Origin of the sequence: Blastococcus sp. HT6-4 (genome assembly GCF_039679125.1) — a bacterium.
Lineage (GTDB): Bacteria > Actinomycetota > Actinomycetes > Mycobacteriales > Geodermatophilaceae > Blastococcus > Blastococcus montanus.
Genome location: NZ_CP155551.1, coordinates 571,416 through 591,838 on the forward strand (window position 1 = coordinate 571,416; position 20,423 = coordinate 591,838).

22 protein-coding genes and 1 riboswitch are annotated in these 20,423 nt (G+C 74.2%); of the genes, 13 read left to right on the top strand and 9 right to left on the bottom strand.

Annotated features, from left to right (window positions below; genetic code table 11):
- Positions 1-13 precede the first annotated feature (13 nt).
- The 6 genes from ABDB74_RS02690 (at position 14) to ABDB74_RS02715 (ending at position 7,068) form a co-directional block, all read left to right on the top strand.
- The gene (locus ABDB74_RS02690) at positions 14-445 is read left to right on the top strand and encodes a CBS domain-containing protein (protein ID WP_346621543.1); all 432 of its coding nucleotides are present in this window, start codon (positions 14-16) and stop codon (positions 443-445) included.
- A gap of 43 nt (positions 446-488) precedes the next feature.
- Entirely contained in the window at positions 489-1,406 is a 918-nt protein-coding gene (gene rarD / locus ABDB74_RS02695; RefSeq protein ID WP_346621544.1) for an EamA family transporter RarD, read from the top strand.
- 118 nt (positions 1,407-1,524) lie between these two features.
- A complete protein-coding gene (locus tag ABDB74_RS02700; protein ID WP_346621546.1) occupies positions 1,525-1,863 on the top strand; it encodes a DUF3263 domain-containing protein in 339 nt (112 codons plus the stop codon).
- A 179-nt stretch (positions 1,864-2,042) separates the two neighbouring features.
- Complete coding sequence (locus ABDB74_RS02705; RefSeq protein ID WP_346621547.1) at positions 2,043-3,227, top strand: LytR C-terminal domain-containing protein; 1,185 nt, start codon at positions 2,043-2,045, stop codon at positions 3,225-3,227.
- 56 nt (positions 3,228-3,283) lie between these two features.
- Positions 3,284-6,184 carry an alpha/beta fold hydrolase gene (locus ABDB74_RS02710; RefSeq protein ID WP_346621549.1) on the top strand — a complete coding sequence of 967 codons (2,901 nt, stop codon included), beginning with the start codon at positions 3,284-3,286 and terminating at the stop codon, positions 6,182-6,184.
- A complete protein-coding gene (locus ABDB74_RS02715; RefSeq protein ID WP_346621550.1) occupies positions 6,181-7,068 on the top strand; it encodes an ABC transporter permease subunit in 888 nt (295 codons plus the stop codon). Before ABDB74_RS02710 ends, ABDB74_RS02715 begins: the two co-directional genes overlap by 4 nt.
- Here ABDB74_RS02715 and ABDB74_RS02720 read toward each other — a convergent pair.
- Both ABDB74_RS02720 and ABDB74_RS02725 read right to left on the bottom strand, forming a co-directional pair.
- Positions 7,065-7,724, bottom strand: coding sequence for a class I SAM-dependent methyltransferase (locus tag ABDB74_RS02720; protein WP_346621551.1), 660 nt, complete (start codon positions 7,722-7,724; stop codon positions 7,065-7,067). The two genes, ABDB74_RS02715 and ABDB74_RS02720, sit on opposite strands and share 4 nt — an antisense overlap.
- Before the next feature lie 31 nt (positions 7,725-7,755).
- Entirely contained in the window at positions 7,756-8,577 is an 822-nt protein-coding gene (locus tag ABDB74_RS02725; protein WP_346621552.1) for an HAD family phosphatase, read from the bottom strand.
- Between the two features lie 59 nt (positions 8,578-8,636).
- Positions 8,637-8,767: riboswitch (SAM riboswitch) on the top strand.
- A 12-nt stretch (positions 8,768-8,779) separates the two neighbouring features.
- On the opposite strand from ABDB74_RS02725, the gene thrC reads away from it, so the two are divergent.
- From thrC to groL, 3 genes are all read left to right on the top strand, one after another.
- Positions 8,780-10,081 carry a threonine synthase gene (gene thrC, locus ABDB74_RS02730; RefSeq protein WP_346621554.1) on the top strand — a complete coding sequence of 434 codons (1,302 nt, stop codon included), beginning with the start codon at positions 8,780-8,782 and terminating at the stop codon, positions 10,079-10,081.
- A gap of 199 nt (positions 10,082-10,280) precedes the next feature.
- Positions 10,281-10,481, top strand: coding sequence for a cold-shock protein (locus ABDB74_RS02735; RefSeq protein WP_346621555.1), 201 nt, complete (start codon positions 10,281-10,283; stop codon positions 10,479-10,481).
- Positions 10,482-10,732: 251 nt separating this feature from the next.
- Positions 10,733-12,358: a chaperonin GroEL gene (gene groL, locus ABDB74_RS02740; protein ID WP_346621557.1), complete on the top strand. Its 1,626-nt coding sequence runs from the start codon at positions 10,733-10,735 to the stop codon at positions 12,356-12,358.
- Between the two features lie 94 nt (positions 12,359-12,452).
- Here groL and ABDB74_RS02745 read toward each other — a convergent pair whose 3' ends face one another.
- Positions 12,453-12,818, bottom strand: coding sequence for a VOC family protein (locus ABDB74_RS02745; protein WP_346621559.1), 366 nt, complete (start codon positions 12,816-12,818; stop codon positions 12,453-12,455).
- A 25-nt stretch (positions 12,819-12,843) separates the two neighbouring features.
- Here ABDB74_RS02745 and ABDB74_RS02750 point away from each other — a divergent pair, with 25 nt between their 5' ends.
- Positions 12,844-13,644: a DUF72 domain-containing protein gene (locus ABDB74_RS02750; RefSeq protein ID WP_346621561.1), complete on the top strand. Its 801-nt coding sequence runs from the start codon at positions 12,844-12,846 to the stop codon at positions 13,642-13,644.
- 9 nt (positions 13,645-13,653) lie between these two features.
- Here ABDB74_RS02750 and ABDB74_RS02755 read toward each other — a convergent pair whose 3' ends face one another.
- The 3 genes from ABDB74_RS02755 to ABDB74_RS02765 form a co-directional block, all read right to left on the bottom strand.
- The gene (locus ABDB74_RS02755) at positions 13,654-14,322 is read right to left on the bottom strand and encodes a hypothetical protein (RefSeq protein WP_346621563.1); all 669 of its coding nucleotides are present in this window, start codon (positions 14,320-14,322) and stop codon (positions 13,654-13,656) included.
- A gap of 107 nt (positions 14,323-14,429) precedes the next feature.
- Positions 14,430-15,251 (bottom strand): NmrA family NAD(P)-binding protein, encoded by an 822-nt coding sequence (locus tag ABDB74_RS02760; RefSeq protein ID WP_346621564.1) that lies wholly within the window; start codon positions 15,249-15,251, stop codon positions 14,430-14,432.
- 5 nt (positions 15,252-15,256) lie between these two features.
- Positions 15,257-16,252 (bottom strand): Gfo/Idh/MocA family oxidoreductase, encoded by a 996-nt coding sequence (locus tag ABDB74_RS02765; protein ID WP_346621565.1) that lies wholly within the window; start codon positions 16,250-16,252, stop codon positions 15,257-15,259.
- Positions 16,253-16,621: 369 nt separating this feature from the next.
- Between ABDB74_RS02765 and ABDB74_RS02770 the strand changes: the two genes are divergently transcribed.
- Both ABDB74_RS02770 and ABDB74_RS02775 read left to right on the top strand, forming a co-directional pair.
- Positions 16,622-17,290, top strand: coding sequence for a polysaccharide deacetylase family protein (locus tag ABDB74_RS02770; RefSeq protein ID WP_346621566.1), 669 nt, complete (start codon positions 16,622-16,624; stop codon positions 17,288-17,290).
- Between the two features lie 50 nt (positions 17,291-17,340).
- The gene (locus ABDB74_RS02775) at positions 17,341-17,616 is read left to right on the top strand and encodes a DUF4031 domain-containing protein (protein WP_346621568.1); all 276 of its coding nucleotides are present in this window, start codon (positions 17,341-17,343) and stop codon (positions 17,614-17,616) included.
- On the opposite strand, the gene ABDB74_RS02780 is transcribed toward ABDB74_RS02775, so the two are convergent.
- The 3 genes from ABDB74_RS02780 to ABDB74_RS02790 form a co-directional block, all read right to left on the bottom strand.
- The gene (locus tag ABDB74_RS02780) at positions 17,558-18,214 is read right to left on the bottom strand and encodes a metal-dependent phosphohydrolase (RefSeq protein WP_346621569.1); all 657 of its coding nucleotides are present in this window, start codon (positions 18,212-18,214) and stop codon (positions 17,558-17,560) included. The genes ABDB74_RS02775 and ABDB74_RS02780 overlap by 59 nt on opposite strands.
- Positions 18,211-19,476, bottom strand: a complete 1,266-nt coding sequence (locus ABDB74_RS02785) for an ArgE/DapE family deacylase (protein WP_346621571.1) — start codon at positions 19,474-19,476, stop codon at positions 18,211-18,213. The genes ABDB74_RS02780 and ABDB74_RS02785 overlap by 4 nt, the downstream gene beginning before the upstream one ends.
- Positions 19,477-19,792: 316 nt before the next feature.
- Positions 19,793-20,020, bottom strand: coding sequence for a DUF6458 family protein (locus ABDB74_RS02790; protein ID WP_346621573.1), 228 nt, complete (start codon positions 20,018-20,020; stop codon positions 19,793-19,795).
- Positions 20,021-20,253: 233 nt separating this feature from the next.
- On the opposite strand from ABDB74_RS02790, the gene ABDB74_RS02795 reads away from it, so the two are divergent.
- Positions 20,254-20,385 carry a hypothetical protein gene (locus ABDB74_RS02795; RefSeq protein WP_346621575.1) on the top strand — a complete coding sequence of 44 codons (132 nt, stop codon included), beginning with the start codon at positions 20,254-20,256 and terminating at the stop codon, positions 20,383-20,385.
- The last annotated feature ends 38 nt before the right edge of the window (positions 20,386-20,423 follow it).

Here is a 20,423-nt window from a genome sequence, read left to right on the forward strand (position 1 = left end):
GGAGGAGACCGCCGTGCAGATCAGCCAGGTGCTGCGCAGGAAGGGCCACGAGGTTGTCACCGTCGACGGGTCCGAGAGCGTCCGGACCGTCCTGGGACTGCTCGCCGAGCACGGGCTGGGCGCGCTCGTCGTCTCGTCCGACGGCCGGCACGTCGAGGGCATCGTCTCCGAGCGCGACGTCGCCCGCGGCCTGCACGACCGCGGCGCGGGGCTGCTGGCCGAGCCCGTCTCCAGCGTGATGACGGCCCACGTCCACACCTGCGCACCGGGAGCCGCCGTCACCGATCTGGCGCGGACGATGACCGAGCAGCGCGTCCGCCACGTCCCCGTCGTCGACGGGGGAGTCCTCGTGGGCATCGTCTCCATCGGCGACGTCGTCAAGGCGCGGCTCGACGAGTTCGAGGCCGAGCGCGCGCAGCTGGTCGACTACATCCAGACCGGCTGACCGGCGGCACGGCCGGGCGCGCGGAGCGGCGTACGGTGCCGCCGTGGACGAGCGTCGCCTGGGTGTGCTCTCCGGGCTCGCGGCCTACGCGCTCTGGGGCCTGTTCCCGCTGTACTTCCCCCTGCTCGAGCCCGCCGGGGGCCTGGAGATCGTGGCGCACCGGGTGCTGTGGTCGCTGCTGTTCATCGGGGTCCTGCTCACCGCCGTCCGCCGCTGGGGGCACGTGCGCGCCGCCGTCGGCAGCCGCCGGACGCTCCTGGTGCTCGCCGGCGCCGCCGTGCTCATCGCCGCGAACTGGCTGATCTTCGTGTACGGCGTGAACTCCGGCCAGGTCGTGGAGACCTCCCTCGGCTACTTCATCAATCCGCTGGTCAGCGTGCTCCTCGGCGTCGTCGTCTTCGCCGAGCGGCTGCGGCCGGTGCAGTGGGTGGCCGTGGGCATCGCCGCCGTCGCCGTGACCGTGCTGACGGTCGACTACGGGCGCCCGCCGTGGATCGCGCTGAGCCTCGCCCTCACGTTCGGCCTGTACGGGCTGATGAAGAAGGTGGTCGCCGTCGAGGCGGCACCGGGGCTCTTCCTCGAGACGGCGCTGGTCGCGGTGCCCGCCGTCGTCGTCCTGGCCGTGCTCCACGAGAGCGGGACCGGCACGTTCACGACGGCGGGCGCCGGCCACGCCCTCCTGCTCATGAGCGCCGGGGTGGCGACGGCGGTGCCGCTGCTGCTCTTCGCGGCCGCGGCCCGGCGCATCCCGCTGTCGACGGTGGGCCTGCTCCAGTACCTGACGCCGCTGATGCAGCTGGCGATCGGCGTCTTCGTCTACGACGAGCCGATGCCCCCGGCCCGGCTGGCCGGGTTCGTCATCGTCTGGGTCGCGCTCGCGATCTTCACGGCCGACACCCTCCGACACGCCCGGGCCGGTGCCCGGCGGGCGGCGCGGGACGCGGTGGTGGCCGGGCCCTGAGCCGGTGACGGGCACGGCGTGGCGGGTCGGGCGGAAACGTCGGTGGCCGGGGCTACGGTCGGTCCCGAGCCGCCCGGGGTCCCCGGGCACGCGCAGCGCGGCAGGAGATGAAGGACCGATGACCAGCGACCCAGCCCCCGTGGTCTCCCCGCCCCGGGCCGACGGGTCAGGGGAGGCTTCCGCGCAGGTCGGCACGGTGGGCCTGACGCGGCGCGAGCACGACATGCTCGGCTTCGAGCGCCAGTGGTGGCGACGGGCGGGCGCCAAGGAGACGGCCATCCGCGACCTCTTCGGCACGACGCCGACGCGCTACTACCAGGCGCTGAACGCCCTGGTCGACCGTCCCGAGGCGCTGGCTGCCGATCCGCTGCTGGTGCGGCGGCTGCGTCGACTGCGGACGGCGCGGCAACGAAGCCGGTCCTCGCAAATCCTGGGCAAAGCGAATCACATCGATTAGATTCGGTCACCGTGGGCAGGCACGCCGCGTCAGGCAGTGACGGACTGGAGCGGGCGCACGCGTCTGCAGCTGCTGGGCGGCGCAGGACCGACCCTCTCGACGGGTCGTGGCCCGGCGCCGCTGAACTGAGCGACCACCCGACGGCCCCGGGCCGGGACCGTGCCGGGCGGTCCCGCGACGTGCTGCTGGACGTGCCCGCGGCGGACTCCCCGCGGCAGGTGCCCCGCTCGCGGCTGCCGCTCCCGCCCGTGCCGGCCGGTTCGCGTCCCGTGGCCACCCCCGCGCCGCGCACCAGCGTCGCCCCCTTCCAGGCCGTGCCGGCACCTGAGTCGCGGATCGAGGTGGCCGCGCCGGCCCGTGCGGTGGACGTGCTCGCTCCCGTCGCCGCCGGCGCCTGGCTCGACGACGAGCCCCTCGACACCACCGGGCCGGGCCAGGGCGTGGCCGGGCGCACCGTCGCCCCCCGCGTGCCCCTCGCGCCGCGTGTCCCTCGGCAGACCACCCCGGCCGGAGCGCCGTCCTCGTCCTACGGCGACTGGACCAAGCCCTCCCGCACCGGCGACACCGGTCGCTCCCGGCTCGACCTGGACGCCCTGCCGGACGTCGTGCCCGCGGCGATCGCACCGGCCACCACCGCCATCCCCGAGCGGGGCGCCGCGGCCCGCGCAGACGACGACGTCGACGCCGAGGCGATGAGCGGCGAGGCACCCGCAGTGGTCGCCGGCCCGGGCACCGGGCCGGTCAAGGGCGGCCGTGCCGCCTACCGGGCCGAACGGCAGGCCGCCGACGCCGTCCGCCGCAAGGCCGCCAAGCGCAGCGGCGAGCCCGACGTCCTCTTCGACGACGAGCCCGAGCCCAAGCCCCGCCGCGTGCTCCACAGCCTGGTCGCCATGGCCGTCGTCGCGCTCGTGGTCCTCGGCGTCTACACCGTCACCGGTCGTGAGTCCCAGGAGGCCGCCGCGCGGACGCCGGTCGCCACGACCACGGCCCCGGCCACCCCACCGGTCGCCACCCTCCCGCCGCTGACCAGCGAGCCGGTGGTCGTGGAGCCCGCCGTCACCACCCCGGTCCGGGTGCCGGTCACCGTGCTCAACGCCACCACCGTCAACGGGCTCGCCGGGAAGATCGCCGGCGTCGTCGTCGCCGCGGGCTGGGAGTCGCCGGGCGTCGGCGCGTACCCCGGCACCGACGTCGCCACCTCGACCGTCTTCTTCACCGAGGGCGACGAGCAGCAGCGGCAGGCCGCGCTCCAGCTGATCGACCAGTTCCCCGACCTGGCCGGGCCGGCGCCGCGCTTCTTCGACGTCGCCGACGTGCCGGCCCCGGGCCTGGTCGTCGTGGCGACCGGCAACTGGCAGCCCTGACGCGGCTCGGCCGGCAGACGAGGAACACCGGCGCACCCTCGGCCGTTGGGCGCTTCGTGCGCTCCCCCCGCGGGCTCGTGCGTCGTCGACCGCGCCCCGGTGCGCGCACCACGCTCGCCGCCCTGCTCACCCTCGCCTCGTCCGCCGGGCTCCTGGTCCTCGCGCCACCGGCCGGTGCCGCCGAGATCGGCACCGAGGAGGCGCGGGTCGCATCCGGTTCCGGTGCCGACGCGGTCGAGCTCGACACCACCCTGTACCTCCCGGACACCGCCGAGCCCGCCCCGGCCGTCGTCCTGGCGCACGGCTTCGGCGGCAGCAAGCGCTCCGTCGCCGACGACGCGCTCGCCCTCGCCGAGCGCGGCTACGTCGTCCTCACCTACTCCGCCCGCGGGTTCGGCGAGAGCACCGGCCGGATCGGGCTCAACGACCCCCGCTACGAGGTCGCCGACCTCGGCACGCTGCTCGACTTCCTCGCCGAGCGCGACGACGTGCAGCTCGACGCCGAGGGCGATCCGCGGGTGGGCGTCGCCGGCGCCTCGTACGGCGGGGCGCTGTCCCTGCTGGGTGCGGCCTACGACGACCGGGTCGACGCCATCGCGCCGCAGATCACCTGGCACTCGCTGACCACCGCGCTCTTCCCCGACTTCCAGGGCGACATCGACGCCGACACCGTCGCCGCGGTCCCGCCCACCACGGACAGCGGCGTCTACAAGCAGCTGTGGTCGGGGCTGTTCTTCGGCATCGGCTCGGCGTCGGGCGGGCTGCTGGACGCGCTGGGCGGTGGGGCCGCGACCGGTGGCGGCCCCGCCGGCGGCACGCCGGTGGCCCTGCCCGAAGAGCTGCTGGAGCGCGCCGCCGAGAACCCCGAGGCCGTCGAGCAGCTGCTCACCTGCGGCCGGTTCCAGCCCGACGTCTGCGCCGCCTACCAGACCGCCGCCGCCTCGGGCACGCTCACGCCCGAGGTCGCCGCGGTGCTGGACCGCAGCAGCCCCGCCGGGGTGCTCGACCGCATCGACGTGCCCACGCTGCTGATCCAGGGCACCCAGGACTCGCTGTTCGGCCTCGGCCACGCCGACGCCAACGCGCGCGGCATCGCCGCCGACGGCACCCCGGTCAAGGTGGTCTGGTTCGTCGGCGGCCACGACGCGTCGTCGTCCGGCCGGCAGCAGGAGGAGCTGCGGGAGCAGGTGGCCGGGTGGTTCGACTGGCACCTGCGCGGCCAGGGGGAGGACCCGGGCACCGGTTTCCAGTTCCCTGCACCCACGGGGCTGGGCGCCACGCTCGGCCGGGTGCAGGGCGGCGGCCAGACCGTCGTCGCCGAGCGCTACCCCGGCCTCGACGGGGCCGAGCCGGCCGACCGGCGCGCGGTCGCGCTGGAGGGGCCGCTGCAGCCGCTGGTCACCCCGGCCGGCGGCACCCCCGCGGCGCTCACCACGGTGCCCGGGCTCGGCGCCCTCACGGCGGCCCTCGGCGGCGCGGCCGTGGAGATCCCGGGCCAGTTCGCCGCCTTCGACAGCGAGCCGCTCGAGGCCCCGGTGGAGGTGGTCGGCTCCTCCACGGTCGATTTCGCGATCGCCTCGGCCGACGGGTCGGCCACCCTGTTCGCCAAGCTCTACGACGTCGGCCCGGACGGGGCCATGGTCCTGCCCGGCGGGCTCGTGGCGCCGCTGTCGCTCACCGGTCTCTCGGCCGACCCGTCCTCGCCGACCCGCGTGAGCGTGACGCTGCCGGGCATCGTGCACCGCTTCGAGACCGGGCACACCATGCGGCTGGTGGTGTCCTCGACCGACCAGGCGTTCGCGCTGCCCGACGAGGCCGCCGTCTACTCGGTCGGCCTGGCCTCCGCGGAGACGGCCGACGGCGTCGCCGCGGGCGGGACGACGCTCGCCGTCCCGCAGGTCGACGGGCGCAGCGAGGCCGCGGCCGGATCGCTGCGCTGGTGGGCGCTGCTGGGCGCCGTCGCCGGCCTGGCGCTGCTGGGCTGGCTCGCCGCGCTGTGGTGGGGCGCCCGCCGGCGTCGGCTGGTGTCGCACGTCGAGCCCGACGGCGAGGACGTGCCGCTGCGCTTCGACGGAGTGACCAAGGCCTACAAGGACGGCTTCGTCGCCGTCCGGGATCTCTCGTTCGAGGTGCGCCGTGGCCAGGTGCTCGGCCTGCTCGGCCCGAACGGTGCGGGCAAGACGACGTCGCTGCGCATGCTCATGGGCCTCATCCGGCCGACCGAGGGGCGGATCAGCGTCTTCGGGCACGCCGCCGGGCCGGGCGCGCCGGTGCTGTCCCGCCTGGGCTCGTTCGTGGAGGGGACCGGTCTGCAGCCGCACCTGTCCGGCCGCGACAACCTGACGCTCTACTGGGCCGCCACCGGCCGGCCGGCCGAGGACGCGCACATGGAGGAGGCGATCGCGGTCGCCGGGCTCGGCGCGGCGCTGGACCGGCCGGTGCGCCGCTACAGCCAGGGCATGCGCCAGCGGGTCGCGATCGCGCAGGCCATGCTCGGGCTGCCCGACCTCCTGGTCCTCGACGAGCCGACCAACGGGCTGGACCCGCCGCAGATCCACGCCATGCGCGAGGTGCTGCGCAACTACGCCGCGACCGGCCGCACGGTGATCGTGTCCAGCCACCTGCTGAGCGAGATCGAGCAGACCTGCAGCCACGTCGTCGTCATGGCCAAGGGGCAGAAGATCGCGCAGGGCACGGTGGAGGAGATCGTCGGCGCCGGCGGCGCGGTGCTGGTCGGCCTGGCCGACGACGCCGACACCGACCGGGCGATCGCCGTCCTGTCCGCCCTGCCGGGGGTCACCGCCGGCCGGACCGACGACGGCCTGGTGGCCGAGCTCGACGGCGCCCGGCGGGCCGACGTGCTCCAGGCGCTGGTGTCGGCGGGCATCGCCGTCGACCAGTTCACGCCGCGACGACGGCTCGAGGACGCCTTCCTGGCGCTGGTGGGGGAGTCATGAGCGCGACCCGGGTGACGGACACCGAGCACGTGCAGCCGACCGGCGCGGTCGCCGGCTACCGGCCGGAGCGGACGCTGCGGCTGTCGGTGGAGCTGCGCCGGCAGTTCAAGCGGCGCCGGACCATCGGCGTCTTCGCGCTGATGGTCGCGCTGCCGCTGGTGCTCATCGCGGCGCTGCAGCTGGGCGCCAGCGAGGAGGCGGCCGAGAACACCCGGATCAACCTGGTCGACGTCGCGACGGCCAGTGGCCTGAACTTCACGCTGTTCGTGCTGTTCGCGACGACCGGCTTCTTCCTGGTCGTGGTGTACGCGCTGTTCTTCGGCGACACCGTGGCCGTCGAGGCCCAGTGGGGGTCGCTGCGGTACGCGCTGGCCACCCCGGTCCCGCGCATGCGGCTGCTCCGGCAGAAGTGGCTGGCCGCGCTGGTGCAGTCGGTGGCGGCGCTGCTGACGCTGGCGGCGGTGGCCGTGGTCGCCGGCGGGATCGCCTTCGGCTTCGGAGACATCACGACGCCGGTGGGGGTCGGGATCGACCAGGCCGACGGGATGCTGCGGCTGGCCGGGATGCTGGGCTACCTCGCCGTTCACCTGCTGGTCGTGGGCGCCCTGGCGTTCTGGTTCTCCACGATCACCGACGCGCCGCTGGCCGCCGTCGGCGGCGCGGTGTTCACGATGTTCGTCTTCGCGATCCTCGACCAGGTGGAGCAGCTCGGCTCGATCCGCGACTGGTTCCCCACGGCGGAGGAGTTCGCCTGGACCGACCTGCTGCAGACGCCGGTCGACTCCGACGACCTGTTCCGCGGCGTCATCCAGTCGCTGGTCTACATCGCGATCTTCACCGCGTTGGGCTTCCGCCACTTCGCCCGCCGCGACGTCACCAGCTAGGACGGCTTCCGAGCGATGAGCACGCCCTGCGGAACCTTCGTCGCCCGGCTGGTCGACTCGGGCGATCTCACCACTCGAGCGGTCAGTTCGAAGCCCGCGGTGTGCAGCAGCGCGATGACGGCATCGGGCTGCAGGCGGTGGAAGTCGAGTGAGATGGCCTGGCCGAAGGCCTCGTCGAGATGCAACGTGTCGTCGCCGACCTGGAAGGCGATCAGCGCGTAGCCGCCCGGCCGCAGCACCCGGTGGAACTCATCGATCACCCCCTGCCGCTGGGGGCCGGGGACGTGGATGAGCGAGTACCAGGCGACCAGACCGGCCAGACCGGCGTCCGCACGGTCCAGGGCGCTCATCTCTCCCACGTCGAAGCTGACCTCGGGATGCTCGCGGCGCGCGATGTCGACCATGGCGGGCGACAGGTCGATGCCGGACACCTGCAGCTCGAGCTGGTGCAGGTGAGCCGAGACGGCGCCGGGCCCGCTGCCGACCTCGAGGACCTGCGCATCGGGGTGGTCCCGCCTGACCAGCTCCGCGAACCCACGGAGCAGCGCCCGGTCCAGCGGAGCGTCGTCGAGCTCGGCGCGGAACAGCTCGGCGTACTTCTCCGCAATGGCGTCGTATCCGTTCCTCGTCACGAGCACGTGCGCTCCCTCGGCCACAGCAGCAGGCTAGAGCGGGGGTGTGACGGGATCAGAGCGAGGCGCGCACCGCCTGGGCCCAGCCCTCGCCCATCGCGCCGTCGGTGACGGTCACGTTGGGGACGGCGGCCATCAGGGCGGTCATGCCGTCGACCGCGGCGCCGTTCGCGGTGATCCAGAGCTTGCCGACGGCGGGTGCCATGTCCAGGTCGCTGACGCTGTCGCCGATGGCGATCGCGTCGGTGGGGGAGAGGCCGCGCCGTTCGAGGTCCCAGGCGATGGCCGCGCCCTTGGAGATGCCGCGCGGCATCAGGTGGTACACCCGCGGGGGCAGCGGGTCGTCGTCCAGCCCGAACCGGGACGTCGCCGGGATCGCGCCGTTGTCCTTGAGCGTCAGCCAGCCCGCACCCCGCTCGGCCAGCCAGGCGTCCACCGACAGCGGGTCGACCCGGCCGCGCAGCAGGGCGTCGGTGTCGTGGGTGGCGTGCCACGGGTCGTGCCACTCCAGCCGTCCGGGGTGGGCGGCGATCAGCTCCTCGACGACGCCCAGCTGCGCCATCACCGCCATCGGCGTCCGGTCGCCGTACTCCTCGGGCAGCTCGCCGCGCAGGCGGTGGGTGTTCCGCCCGGAGCCCCAGCCGATGGTGGCGCCGAGCTCCGCGATCGCGCCGTCGGCGGCGAAGATGCGCGCGGCCTCCACGACCTGCTCGTAGGTGCGGCCGCTGACCAGCACCAGCGCCGCCCCCGCCCGGTGCAGGTCGAGCAGGGCGCCGGCGGGCCCGTCGGTCAGCTCGCGGCCGGCGCTGTGCCAGAACGAGCCGCGCGGGCCGACCATGGTGCCGTCGAGGTCGGTGTAGACGATGCGGGCTGCCACACCCCACATCCTGTCCACCGGGAGACGCCGTACCGGCGGCGGGTACCATTCCGGGCGTTCACTCATCCAGAGGGGCAGAGGGACACGGCCCGATGAAGCCCCGGCAACCGCCGTCTGACGCGTACGCGCCAGCGGGAGGTGCCAATTCCGTCCCGCGCGGCTCGACGGCCCGACGCGGGGAAGATGAGGAGGTAGTCGTCGCATGACTCTGACCGCTCCCGGTTCCGCCCAGGCCGACAGCTCCGCCGGTGGCCCCACCCCGCCCTGTCCGGCCCGCGGGCTCGTCTGCCGCAACTGCGGCGCCACGTTCGGCCTGATCGCCGAGCACGCCTGCGCCGAGTGCTTCGGCCCGCTGGAGGTCGACTACGACCCCGAGATCATGCGTGCGGTGACCCGCGAGCAGATCGAGGCCGGGCCGCAGAACATCTGGCGCTACGTCGCCCTGCTGCCGGTCGGCCAGGACCCCGCCGACCGCGTCTCCCTCGACCCGGGGATGACCCCGCTGGTCCGCGCCGAGCGGCTGGCCGCCGAGCTCGGCCTCACCGGCGGGCTGTGGGTCAAGGACGACAGCGCCAACCCCACCCACTCCTTCAAGGACCGCGTGGTCAGCCTCGCCGCGACCGCCGCCAAGGGCCTGGGCTACAAGAAGATCGCCGCCGCCTCCACAGGCAACCTGGCCAACTCCGTCGCCGCCCACGCCGCGCGGGTCGGCCTGCCGTCGTTCGTCTTCATCCCGGCCGATCTCGAGCCGGGCAAGGTCGTGCAGTCGGCGGTCTACGGGCAGACGCTGGTCGCCGTCGACGGCTCCTACGACGACGTCAACCGGCTGACCAGCGAGCTCGCCGAGACCGACGAGTTCGAGGACACCGCCTTCGTCAACCAGAACGTGCGGCCGTACTACGCCGAGGGCTCCAAGACGATGGGCTACGAGATCGCCGAGCAGCTGGGCTGGCGGATCCCGGCCCAGGTCGTCATCCCGATGGCGTCGGGCTCGCTGCTGACCAAGGTCGACAAGGCCTTCCGCGAGCTGACCGCCGCGGGCATCGTCGAGGCGACCGAGTGGACGATCTTCGGCGCCCAGTCGGCCGGCTGCGACCCGATCGCCACGGCGTTCGACAACGGCTGGGACGTCGTCAAGCCGGTCAAGCCGACCGGGATCGCCAAGTCGCTGAACATCGGCAACCCCGCCGACGGCCCGTACGCCCTCGACGCCATCCGCCGGACCGGCGGGGCGGTGGGCCGCGTGGGCGACGACGAGATCGTGCAGGGCATCCGCGACCTCGCCCGGACCACGGGTGTCTTCGCCGAGACCGCCGGCGGCGTCACCGTCGCCGTCCTGCGGCAGCTGGTGGAGAACGGGCGGCTTGACCCGGCCAAGGAGACCGTCGTCCTCAACACCGGCGAGGGGCTGAAGACCCTCGACCCGCTGGAGCCGGTCGTCGGCCCGACCCACCGGGTGGAGCCGTCGCTGAAGTCGGTGCGGGCGGCCGGTCTCATCGGCTGACGGCGGGCCCGCCGACCGGGCGACCGGCACGTCGCCCGATCCGGGCAACGGTCCGGCATCGATGTGCCGCGACCAGGCATTCCCTGTTGTACGTTCTCGCGCGGTTCGAGTTCCACGTTCGTGTTCGGCGGGCGGAAGAGCGAGACCCCGCCCCCTCACAGCGACGGGGTGGCCGCACGCACGAAACGTGGGAGCACACGTGGCACAGGGCACCGTGAAGTGGTTCAACGCCGAGAAGGGCTTCGGCTTCATCGCCGTCGACGGCGGGCAGGACGTCTTCGTCCACTACTCGTCCATCCAGATGGACGGGTACAAGAGCCTCGACGAGGGTCAGCGCGTCGAGTTCGAGGTCGTCCAGGGCGCCAAGGGCCCGCAGGCCGACGCCGTCCGCAGCGCCTGATCGCAGCGCCTTCCACGGAGGCCCGGACCCTCGGGGTCCGGGCCTCCGCTCGTCCGGGGGACCCCCCGTCCTTGCACTCGCAGGGGTCGAGTGCCAGACTCCTTTCTGGCACTCGGGTCTCCCGAGTGCCAATCAGGTCGGAACGGTGAGGCACCGGTCAGTGGGCCGAAGGAGCGTCCACGGCGCTGGTGTCGTCCGTCGCGGGCACCAACCCGGCTGTGCAGCGATCCATGCTCGGAGGACATCACCACATGGCCAAGATGATCGCGTTCAACGAAGAGGCGCGCCGCGGCCTCGAGCGAGGGATGAACACCCTCGCCGACGCCGTCAAGGTGACCCTCGGCCCCCGTGGCCGGAACGTCGTTCTTGAGAAGAAGTGGGGCGCGCCCACCATCACCAACGATGGTGTGAGCATCGCCAAGGAGATCGAGCTCGAGGACCCGTGGGAGAAGATCGGGGCCGAGCTCGTCAAGGAGGTCGCCAAGAAGACCGACGACGTCGCGGGTGACGGCACCACCACCGCCACCGTGCTGGCCCAGGCGCTCGTGCGCGAGGGTCTGCGCAACGTCGCCGCCGGCGCCAACCCGATGGCCCTGAAGAAGGGCATCGAGGCTGCCGTCGCCTCGGTCAGCGACTACCTCCTCTCCACGGCGAAGGACGTCGAGACGAAGGAGCAGATCGCCGCCACCGCGTCGATCTCCGCCGCTGACCCGGCCATCGGCGAGCTCATCGCCGAGGCGATGGACAAGGTCGGCAAGGAAGGCGTCATCACCGTCGAGGAGAGCAACACCTTCGGCCTCGAGCTCGAGCTCACCGAGGGCATGCGCTTCGACAAGGGCTACATCTCGCCCTACTTCGTCACCGACGCCGAGCGCATGGAGGCCGTCCTCGACGACCCGTACGTGCTCGTCGTCAACTCGAAGATCAGCACCGTCAAGGACCTGCTCCCGCTGCTGGAGAAGGTCATGCAGTCGGGCAAGCCGCTGGCCATCATCTCCGAGGACGTCGAGGGCGAGGCCCTCGCGACCCTGGTGGTCAACAAGATCCGTGGCACCTTCAAGTCCGTCGCCGTCAAGGCCCCGGGCTTCGGTGACCGCCGCAAGGCCATGCTGGGCGACATCGCCATCCTCACCGGTGGCCAGGTCATCAGCGAGGAGGTCGGCCTCAAGCTCGACACCGCCGGCCTGGAGCTGCTCGGCCGCGCCCGCAAGGTCGTCGTCACCAAGGACGAGACGACGATCGTCGAGGGTGCCGGGGACACCGACCAGATCCAGGGTCGGGTCAACCAGATCCGCAGCGAGATCGAGCGCTCGGACTCGGACTACGACCGCGAGAAGCTGCAGGAGCGCCTGGCCAAGCTGGCCGGTGGCGTCGCCGTCATCAAGGCCGGTGCCGCGACCGAGGTCGAGCTCAAGGAGCGCAAGCACCGCATCGAGGACGCGGTGCGCAACGCCAAGGCCGCCGTCGAGGAGGGCATCGTCGCCGGTGGTGGCGTCGCCCTGGCGCAGGCCACCACCGTCGCGTTCGACAAGCTCGAGCTCGAGGGTGACGAGGCCACCGGTGCCAACATCGTGCGCGTCGCGCTCGAGGCGCCGCTGAAGCAGATCGCGATCAACGCCGGCCTCGAGGGTGGCGTCGTCGCGGAGAAGGTCCGCAACTCGGAGACCGGCTGGGGCCTCAACGCCGCCACCGGCGAGTACGTGGACCTGGTCGCCGCCGGGATCATCGACCCCGCCAAGGTGACCCGCTCGGCGCTGCAGAACGCCGCCTCCATCGCGGCGCTCTTCCTCACCACCGAGGCCGTCATCGCCGACAAGCCGGAGAAGAACGCCCCGGCCATGCCGAACAGCGACGGCATGGGCGGCATGGACTTCTGAGTCCGTCCTCCCGGTAGCACCAGCACTGCCCGGCAGGGGCGGTCCCGCATCGCGGGGCCGCCCCTGTCGGCGTTCGCGGGAACGGCCGCCGACCTCACTCCGGGGCGAAGACGCAGAACTCGTTGCCCTCGGGGTCGGCGAGCACGTCCCAGTCGATGTCCCCGCCTCGCGCCCGCACGATCCTGGCGCCGGCCGCCACGAGGGCGTCCCGGTCGCCGACGACGTCGAGGTGCATGCGGTTCTTCACCCACTTGGACTCGATCACCGGGTTGATCCAGATGTCCGGTCCCGCGCCCGCCGGGTCGATGAGCAGCGCCGGCCAGTCGCGCTCCCGCGGGGTGCCGTCGTCGAGCACGTCCTTGCGGACGTAGCCCAGCGCCGCGGCCCACCAGTCGGCCACCGCCTGGTGGTCACGGGCGTCGAGGCAGAGGTCCTTGAACCGGGCGGGTGCGTCAGCCATGAACCGGGAGGGTAGGCGGCTGACCGTGACGGTGATCATCGGGACGTCGGGGTGGCAGTACCGCGACTGGCGCGGCCGCTTCTACCCGCAGAAGCTCCCGCAGCGGCTCTGGCTCGAGCACTACGCCGCGCACTTCGCGACCGTGGAGAGCAACGCCGCCTTCTACCGGCTGCCCGAACGGGACACGTTCGTGAAGTGGCGGGAGCGCACCCCGCCGGACTTCCGGTGGGCGGTCAAGGCCAGCCGCTTCCTCACCCACATCAAGCGGCTGCGGGAGCCGGAGGAGCCGGTCGCCCGGTTGATCGGCCGCGCGGAGGGCCTCGAGCACCGGCTGGACGCGATCCTCGTGCAGCTGCCGCCGACGCTGAAGGCCGACCCGGAGCTGCTGCGCGAGTGCCTCGCCCAGTTCCCGGCCGGCACCAGGGTGGCCGTCGAACCGCGGCACGAGTCCTGGTGGACCGATGAGATCCGTGCGCTGCTGGAGCGCTACGGCGCCGCGCTGTGCTGGGCGGACCGGATGGAGCAGCCCATCGCGCCGCTGTGGCGCACCACCGACTGGGGCTACCTGCGGTTCCACACCGGGGTGGAGAACTGGCGGTACCGACCCGAGACCCTGCAGCTGTGGGCCGATCGGCTGGCCGCCACGTACGGGCCGGACGACGACGTCCTCGTCTACTTCAACAACGATCCCGGCGGAGCGGCGACGATCGACGCGGTGCACTTCGCCGACGCGGTCCGCCGGGCCGGCGGGACGCCCACCCGGGTGCCCACGGCAGACCAGGCGACCGGCCTGGCGTGGGCCCCGGTGGAGGACGTCCCGATCTGACGGCGGAGGTCAGGCCCCGGCTGCCCGCTCGGCGTCCTTCTCCGCCTGCTCAGCGGCTTCCTCAGCGGCCTCCTCGGCCGCCTCGCGAGCGGCCTCCTCGGCCTCCTCGGCTGCCTCACGGGCGGCCTCCTCGGCTGCGCGGAGCGCCTTCTCCTGCTCCTTGGCGGCTTCGCGGGCGGCCTTCTCGGCCTCGCGAGCGGCCTCGCGGTCCGCCTTCGCCTCCTCGCGGGCCGCCTTGGCGGCCTCGCGCTCGGCCTCGCGGGTGGCCTTGGCCACCGTGCCCTCTCCGCGGCTGTGGTCCGCGGCCGGCCCGCCCTCGGTGGGCTCCTCGGTCTCGACGGCCTCCGTCTCGACGGCCTCGGTCTCGACGGCCTCGGTCTCGACGGCCTCGGTCTCGACGGCCTCGGTGACCTCCTCGGTCTCGTCGGCGTCGACCGCGACGCTGTCGCCGGACGAGTTCTCCGCGACCGTGGCGACGTCGGACCCGGTCACGTCGAAGGGCGTCACCGTCTCGATGGCCGACGCGACGGCGTCCTGCACCGGGGCCGGCAGCGCGCCGGCGGCACCGGCGCCCGTCACGCCGGCGGCCGCGATACCCAGGCCGGTGGCCACCTGCGCGGCGGTGCCGGCGCCGGTGATCTTGGCGATGGCGACGGCGAGTCCTTCAAGAAGTGCCATGGATCTGTTCCCTTCGAACGTGCACCGCGGGCGCGGCGGTTCGAACGGGTATCGGCATCCGTCGGAGGCGGCTGTAGCCGTGCGAGCGGATTCCCCCGATAGAGGAACTAACCGGTGGGGAGATCGGCCAGGTGCTCGGCGTACGTGCGCGGCGGCCGCCCCAGCAGGCCGGTGAGCACCCGCGGGCTGCCGGTGAACCCGTGCGCGCGGTACCAGTCGAACATCGCGACGCGGCAGCGGCCGGCGTAGCTGCCGTCGTCCGTCGCTGCGACGTCGACGGCGGTGACCGGCCGCCCGGAGTGGCCGGAGAGCAGCGCCGCGACGTCGGGTGCGGTCAGCTCCTCGGGCCCCACGGCCTCGAAGGTCCCGCTGTCCAGCCCGTCCTCGGTGAGCAGCACGGCGGCCGCGTCCGCGACGTCCCGCAGGTCGACGAAGGACTGCGCCTGTTCCAGACCCCAGGGGCTGGGCAGCTCGCCGCTCGCCACGGCTCCGGCCAGCTGCCCGTCGAGGTTGTCGGCGTAGGCGCAGGGCTGCAGCACCCGCCACCGTGCGGCCGTCCCAGCGACCGCGCCGTCGAGGGCCTCCTCGACCCGGTCCTTGGCCGCGTGGTGCGGCATCGCCCGGGCCTGCGGACGGAGCACCGAGTGGTAGACGAGCCGGGGAACCCCGGCGCGCGCGGCGGCGGTCAGCACGGCGGGGGCGCCGGTCGCCTCCGCCGGGTCGAAGTTGGGCCAGATCAGGTAGAGCGCATCAGCGCCGGTGAACACCCCGGACAGGTCGCCGGTCAGGTTCCCGAGGACGACCTCGGCGCCGAGCCCGTCCAGCTCCGGGCGCGGCCGACGCGAGGGGACGACCGCACGGACCGACTCCCCCCGGGCCAGCAGGGCTCGGACGACGGCCGTGCCGGTGGATCCGCCGGCGGCGGTCACGACGATCACAGGACGTCGGCCGCCTCGACGTGCCGGACCCCGAGCTGGTCCGCGGCCTGGCCGAGGACGTCCTGCACGACGAGCGTGTCGGCCAGCGGCATCACGGCGCTCTCGGTCCGCCCGGCCCGCAGGCAGTCGGTGACCTCGACGAGCTCGTGGGCGTACCCGGCTCCGGTCTGCGACCGGGTCATCGTCTCCGGCTCGGCGCCGGCGCGGTGCAGCACGATCGTCTGCGGGTGGTGGAACCGGGGGACGACGTCGATCCACCCGGTCGTCCCCACGACGCGCGCCGTCCCCGGCAGGGCGTACCGCAGGGAGGTCGTCAGCGCGGCGTTGCGGCCGTCGTCCCAGCCCAGCAGGATCGCCGCCTCGGCGTCGGCCCCCGAGGGGAACAGGGAGCCGGTGGCGACCACCCGGTCCGGGGTGCCCAGCAGCATCTGGGCGAAGGACACCACGTACACACCCAGGTCGAGCAGCGCGCCGCCGCCCAGCTCCAGCGCGAACAGCCGGTCGACCGGGTCGTACTCACGGGCGACGCCGAGATCGGCCTGCACGGAGCGCACCTCGCCGATGGCGCCGTCGGCGATCAGCTCCTGGAGCGCGACGACGGCGGGCTGGAAGCGGGTCCACATCGCCTCCATCACGAAGGTGCCCGTCTCCCGTGCCAGGTCGACGACCTCCGTGGCGCCGGCCGTGGTGGCGGTGAACGCCTTCTCCACGAGCAGCGCCTTGCCCGCCCGCAGGGCGGCCAGCGCCAGGGCGTGGTGCTGCGGGTGCGGGGTCGCGACGTAGAGGACGTCGACGTCGGGATCGGCGATGATCCCGGCGTAGGAGCCGTGGGCCCGCTCCATCCCGTGCCGGCGGGCGAAGGCGTCGGCCCGCTCCTGCGACCGGGACGCGACGGCGACCGCCCGGGCGCCCGGCACGACGGCGAAGTCCTCGACCACCTTCTCCGCGATGCGGCCCGGCCCGACGATGCCCCAACGAATCTCTCCGGTCACCGGGACGACGGTAGTGCCACGCCCGGCGACGTCAGCCCTGGGCTGCAGAAACGGGCCGGTATGGTCTCGCTGCCCCGTGGGCGGTTCGAGCCGGCGACATGGGTCACGGAGACGAGAGGTCAGGTAGTGGAGCGGGAACCCGGGGCGCCGCCCGGCCGGCGGCTGAGCCGACGCGCGTTCATCGGCATCGCGGCCGGGGGTGTCCTGGCGGGGTGCGCGACCCGGTCCTCCGAGGGCCGTCCGACCGCAGGGGACCGCTCCCGGCCGCCACGCAGCGGCACGCCCGCCCCGCCGCCGAGCGCCGAGCCGACGACGCCCGCGCCTCCCCGCGAGGTCACACGGGCCGAGATCGTCGCCCGCCATGCCGGGGTGGCGCCCGTCGCGTGGGGGCTCGACGTGCCGGGTGTCGTGAACCGGTTGCCCACGCAGGACCGCGTCGTCGCCCTGACCTTCGACGCGTGCGGTGGTGGGCGGGGGAGCGGCTACGACGCCGCCCTCGTCGACACGCTCCGGGCGACGCGGACCCCGGCCACCCTCTTCCTCAACGAGCGCTGGGTGCGTGCCCATCCGGAGATCACCGCGGAGCTGGCCGGTGAGCCGCTGTTCGAGATCGCGAACCACGGCACCGCGCACCGGCCGCTGTCGGTGACCGGCAGGTCGGCGTACGGGATACCCGGGACCGCGAGCGCCGGTGAGGTCTACGACGAGGTCTCCGGCAACCGGCGGACCCTGACCGGAGCGACCGGCGTGGCCCCCAGGTTCTTCCGGTCGGGCACGGCGCACTACGACGACGTCGCCGTGCGGATCGCGGGTGATGTCGGGGAGACGGTGGTGAACTTCGACGTGAACGGGGACGCGGGGGCGACCCTCACCCCGCACGGCGTGGCCGCTGCTCTGGAGTCCGCGACGCCCGGCTCGATCGTCCTCTGCCACATGAACCAGCCCGGCTGCGGTACGGCGCAGGGCGTGGCGACCGCGCTGCCACGGCTGGCCCGGGCGGGGTTCCGGTTCGTCCGGCTGTCCGACTACCTGGCGTAGCCGCGGGGCGTCCGGTGCCTGTCGGCCGGGGGACCGGCACACTGCTGGTCGTGGCCGTCCTGATCGACACCCCCGTCTGGCCGTGGCGGGGGCGGTTGTGGTCGCACCTGGTCAGCGACGTCTCCTACGACGAGCTGCACGCCTTCGTCGCGGCCGAGCTGGGCATCCCGCGCCGGGCGTTCCAGGGCGACCACTACGACGTCCCCGAGGAGCTGTACGCGGTCGCGGTGGCGGCCGGCGCCCAGCCGGTCGAGTGCCGGGAGCTGCTCAGCCGGCTGCTGGCGGCGGGGCTCCGTCGGCGGAAGCGCGCGACCGCAGCAGGGTGAGCTCCGCGGTCAGGTTGGCGCGCGCCACCGGTTCCCACTCGGCCGCGGCGGGCAGCCGGTAGAGCCGGGGGAGGGCGAGCAGCCGTTCGAGGACGGCGATCCGCCCCGCGGTGAACTCCTCGTCGGAGAGGTGCCCGTACTCGGCCCGCACCGCCGACGCGTAGCCCGCGTAGGCCTGCGGTGGGCTGGCGAGCACCGCCAGATCGGCGTCGCAGAGGGCCGCGCCGCCGGCGTCCCCGGGCGCCGGGTCGTGGGTGGCGGTCAGCAGGACGAGCCGGACCACCTCCTCGGCCCGCTCGTCGGGCACCAGCCCGCGGAGCCCGGCACGTGCCCGGGCCGCGCTGATCTCCTCGTTGTCCGGGCGCCGGGGGTCGTAGACGACGTCGTGGTACCAGGCGGCCAGCCGGACGGCGTCGGGATCGGGCACGTCGGTGACCAGCCGGTCGAGCAGCCCGAGGACGGCGGCCAGGTGCGCGAGGTCGTGGTAGCGCCGGTGCGGTTCGCTCCACGCGGCGACGACGGCGGCCCACTCGGTCCGGGAGATGGGGGAGTCGCCGGCGAGCGCCGCCCACGCCTCGAAGCCGACCGGGCCGCTCACCGGACCCCGCAGGTGCGCAGCGCCAGCAGGGCGAAGACCCGCGCCGAGGTGACCAGCTCGGCGACCGGCACCTGCTCGAGCGGGCCGTGGGCGAGGTGCAGGTCGCCGGGGCCGTAGTGCACCGTGGGGATCCCGGCGGCGGCGTACAGCCGCAGGTCGGTGCCCGCGGCGATCGCCCGCTCCGGGGGTGGTGGCCCGCCGGCGTCCTCGACGGCCGCGCGGACGTCGCCCAGCAGCGGGTGCCCGGCCGGCAGCCGGCCGCTGGCGAAGGCCCCGCCGGTCCAGGTCAGCCGCACCGGGCGCGCGGCCAGCCACGGGTGCCCCGCGGACAGCTCGGCCAGCCGGGTCTCCAGCGCCGCCCGCGCCGTCTCGACCGGTTCGCCCACGCGCACCCCGTAGCGGCCCTCGGCCACCAGCCGGTCGGGCACGGAGCTGGCCCAGTCGCCGGCCCGGACGCGGCCGATGGAGATCCCGTAGGGGAAGGGGGCGTCACCGAAGCGCGGATCGGGGTCGCGTTGCCGCTCGGCCTCGAACGCCAGCAGGCCGGCGTGCACGTACGTGAAGAGCTCCACCACGCTCACCCCCCGGTCGCGCATGGCGGCGTGGGCGGCGTGGCCGCTCAGCTCCAGCCGGAAGGTCAGCGCCCCGGCGTGCGCCGTGACGACGGCCTGCGCGGTCGGCTCCGGGATGACGCAGCGGTCGCCGGTGTGGCCGCGACGCAGGGTGGCCCACGCGCCGAGGCCGCCGTCCTCCTCGCCGACCACGCCGTGCAGCGCGAGCGGCCGGGCCAGGCGCACCCCCGCCGTCCGCAGGGCGTGCACGGCGGCGAGGCAGGCGACCACGCCCGCCTTCATGTCGCAGGCGCCGCGGCCGTGCACGGCGCCGTCGGCGATTCGGGGGACGAACGGGTTCCCGGACCACAGCCCGGGATCCCCGGGCGGGACGACGTCGGTGTGCCCGGAGAGCACGAGGGCGGGTGTGCCCTCGCCCCCCACCGTGCCGACGACGCCCCACGCCTCGCTCCGCGCCACCTCCTGGCCGGGGGCGTCCGGGGCGCTCGCCGCCTCGGCGAGGTCGATCGGCCAGCGGTCGACGGCGCAGCCGAGCTCCTCCAGCCAGTCGCCGAGCAGGTGCTGGACCTCGCTCTCGGCGGCCGTGCCGCCGATCGACGGGACGGCGATCATCGCGCACAGCCGCTCCACGGACCAGTGCTCGTCGACGGCGGAGAGCACGCGGGCCTCGACGGCGGTGAGGTCGGCCATGGCCGGAGTCTGGCACGTGCCGCAGCGGTCGCCCCGTGGCCACGGCGTCGGACTGTGACGGGAAAAGTGCCTCGGGGACGGGTGTCGGGCCGGGGAGCGCGGGTAGCCTCGAGAGCGTCCGGGCCGGGTGCATCGTGCCCCCGGGTGCCATTTGGTTACGCCTTCACGGACTACCGCCCCGACTTCGGTCGGGGGCCTGGAGCCGTGTTGTGCATCTCGCCGCGAGGCGGCCGTCATCCGGTCCGGACCTCACTCGCAGAAGCGCTCCCGCCCAGCAGGGCGGGAGCGCTTCTGCGTCAGGTCCGGTGCGCCGTGGTCAGTAGCGCTCCTCCGTGGTGCGGTGGCGGGCCGGTGCGGCGTCGTCCCGGGTCGTGCGGCGCTCGCGGGGTCCCCAGACGGCCAGCTCCAGGACGACGCCCAGCGCACCGGCGATCATCAGGATCCAGCCGACCACCTGCAGGTCGATGCCGCTGACGTCCACGCGCAGGGCGAAGGTGAGGATCGCGCCGAGCGCGAGCAGCACGATGGCGGTTCCGAGTCGCATGGCGAACTCCCTTCCTCTCGGTCCGCGGGCAGGACCGGCGGCGGTCGCCGCGGGGCACCGGTGCCCGGGCGGCCGGTGGCGAACCGCCTCAGGACGCGTTGTCCCCCGAACGTGTGCCGTCTGAGGCCCCTCAGAGCCGGATCGGCGTCCGGACCTGCCCGGTCGCCCGATGCCCGGGCCCCCGCCTCAGCACGACCGTTGCTCTCGTCCGCACCGACGAGGGAGGAACGGCCATGACCCTGCACTACCCGAACCCCGGCCTGGAGGCCGAGCTCGACTACCGCCGGGACGTGCTCCGCGCGCTCGCCCGCGGCACCCGCACCCGGCGGGGGCCGTGGATGCGCCGTCGCCGGCGTTCGCGCTGAGCGCACCCCGGCGGAGCGGAGCCGCCACGGTCCTGTCG

Coding starts and splice junctions, on each gene's coding strand:
- thrC (WP_346621554.1), top strand. CDS start 8,780: ATGACTCTGACCGCTCCCGGTTCCGCCCAGGCCGACAGCTCCGCCGGT.
- ABDB74_RS02745 (WP_346621559.1), bottom strand. CDS start 12,818: ATGGCTGACGCACCCGCCCGGTTCAAGGACCTCTGCCTCGACGCCCGT.
- ABDB74_RS02755 (WP_346621563.1), bottom strand. CDS start 14,322: ATGGCACTTCTTGAAGGACTCGCCGTCGCCATCGCCAAGATCACCGGC.
- ABDB74_RS02790 (WP_346621573.1), bottom strand. CDS start 20,020: ATGCGACTCGGAACCGCCATCGTGCTGCTCGCGCTCGGCGCGATCCTC.
- ABDB74_RS02715 (WP_346621550.1), top strand. CDS start 6,181: ATGAGCGCGACCCGGGTGACGGACACCGAGCACGTGCAGCCGACCGGC.
- ABDB74_RS02785 (WP_346621571.1), bottom strand. CDS start 19,476: ATGGCCGACCTCACCGCCGTCGAGGCCCGCGTGCTCTCCGCCGTCGAC.
- ABDB74_RS02700 (WP_346621546.1), top strand. CDS start 1,525: ATGACCAGCGACCCAGCCCCCGTGGTCTCCCCGCCCCGGGCCGACGGG.
- groL (WP_346621557.1), top strand. CDS start 10,733: ATGGCCAAGATGATCGCGTTCAACGAAGAGGCGCGCCGCGGCCTCGAG.
- ABDB74_RS02795 (WP_346621575.1), top strand. CDS start 20,254: ATGACCCTGCACTACCCGAACCCCGGCCTGGAGGCCGAGCTCGACTAC.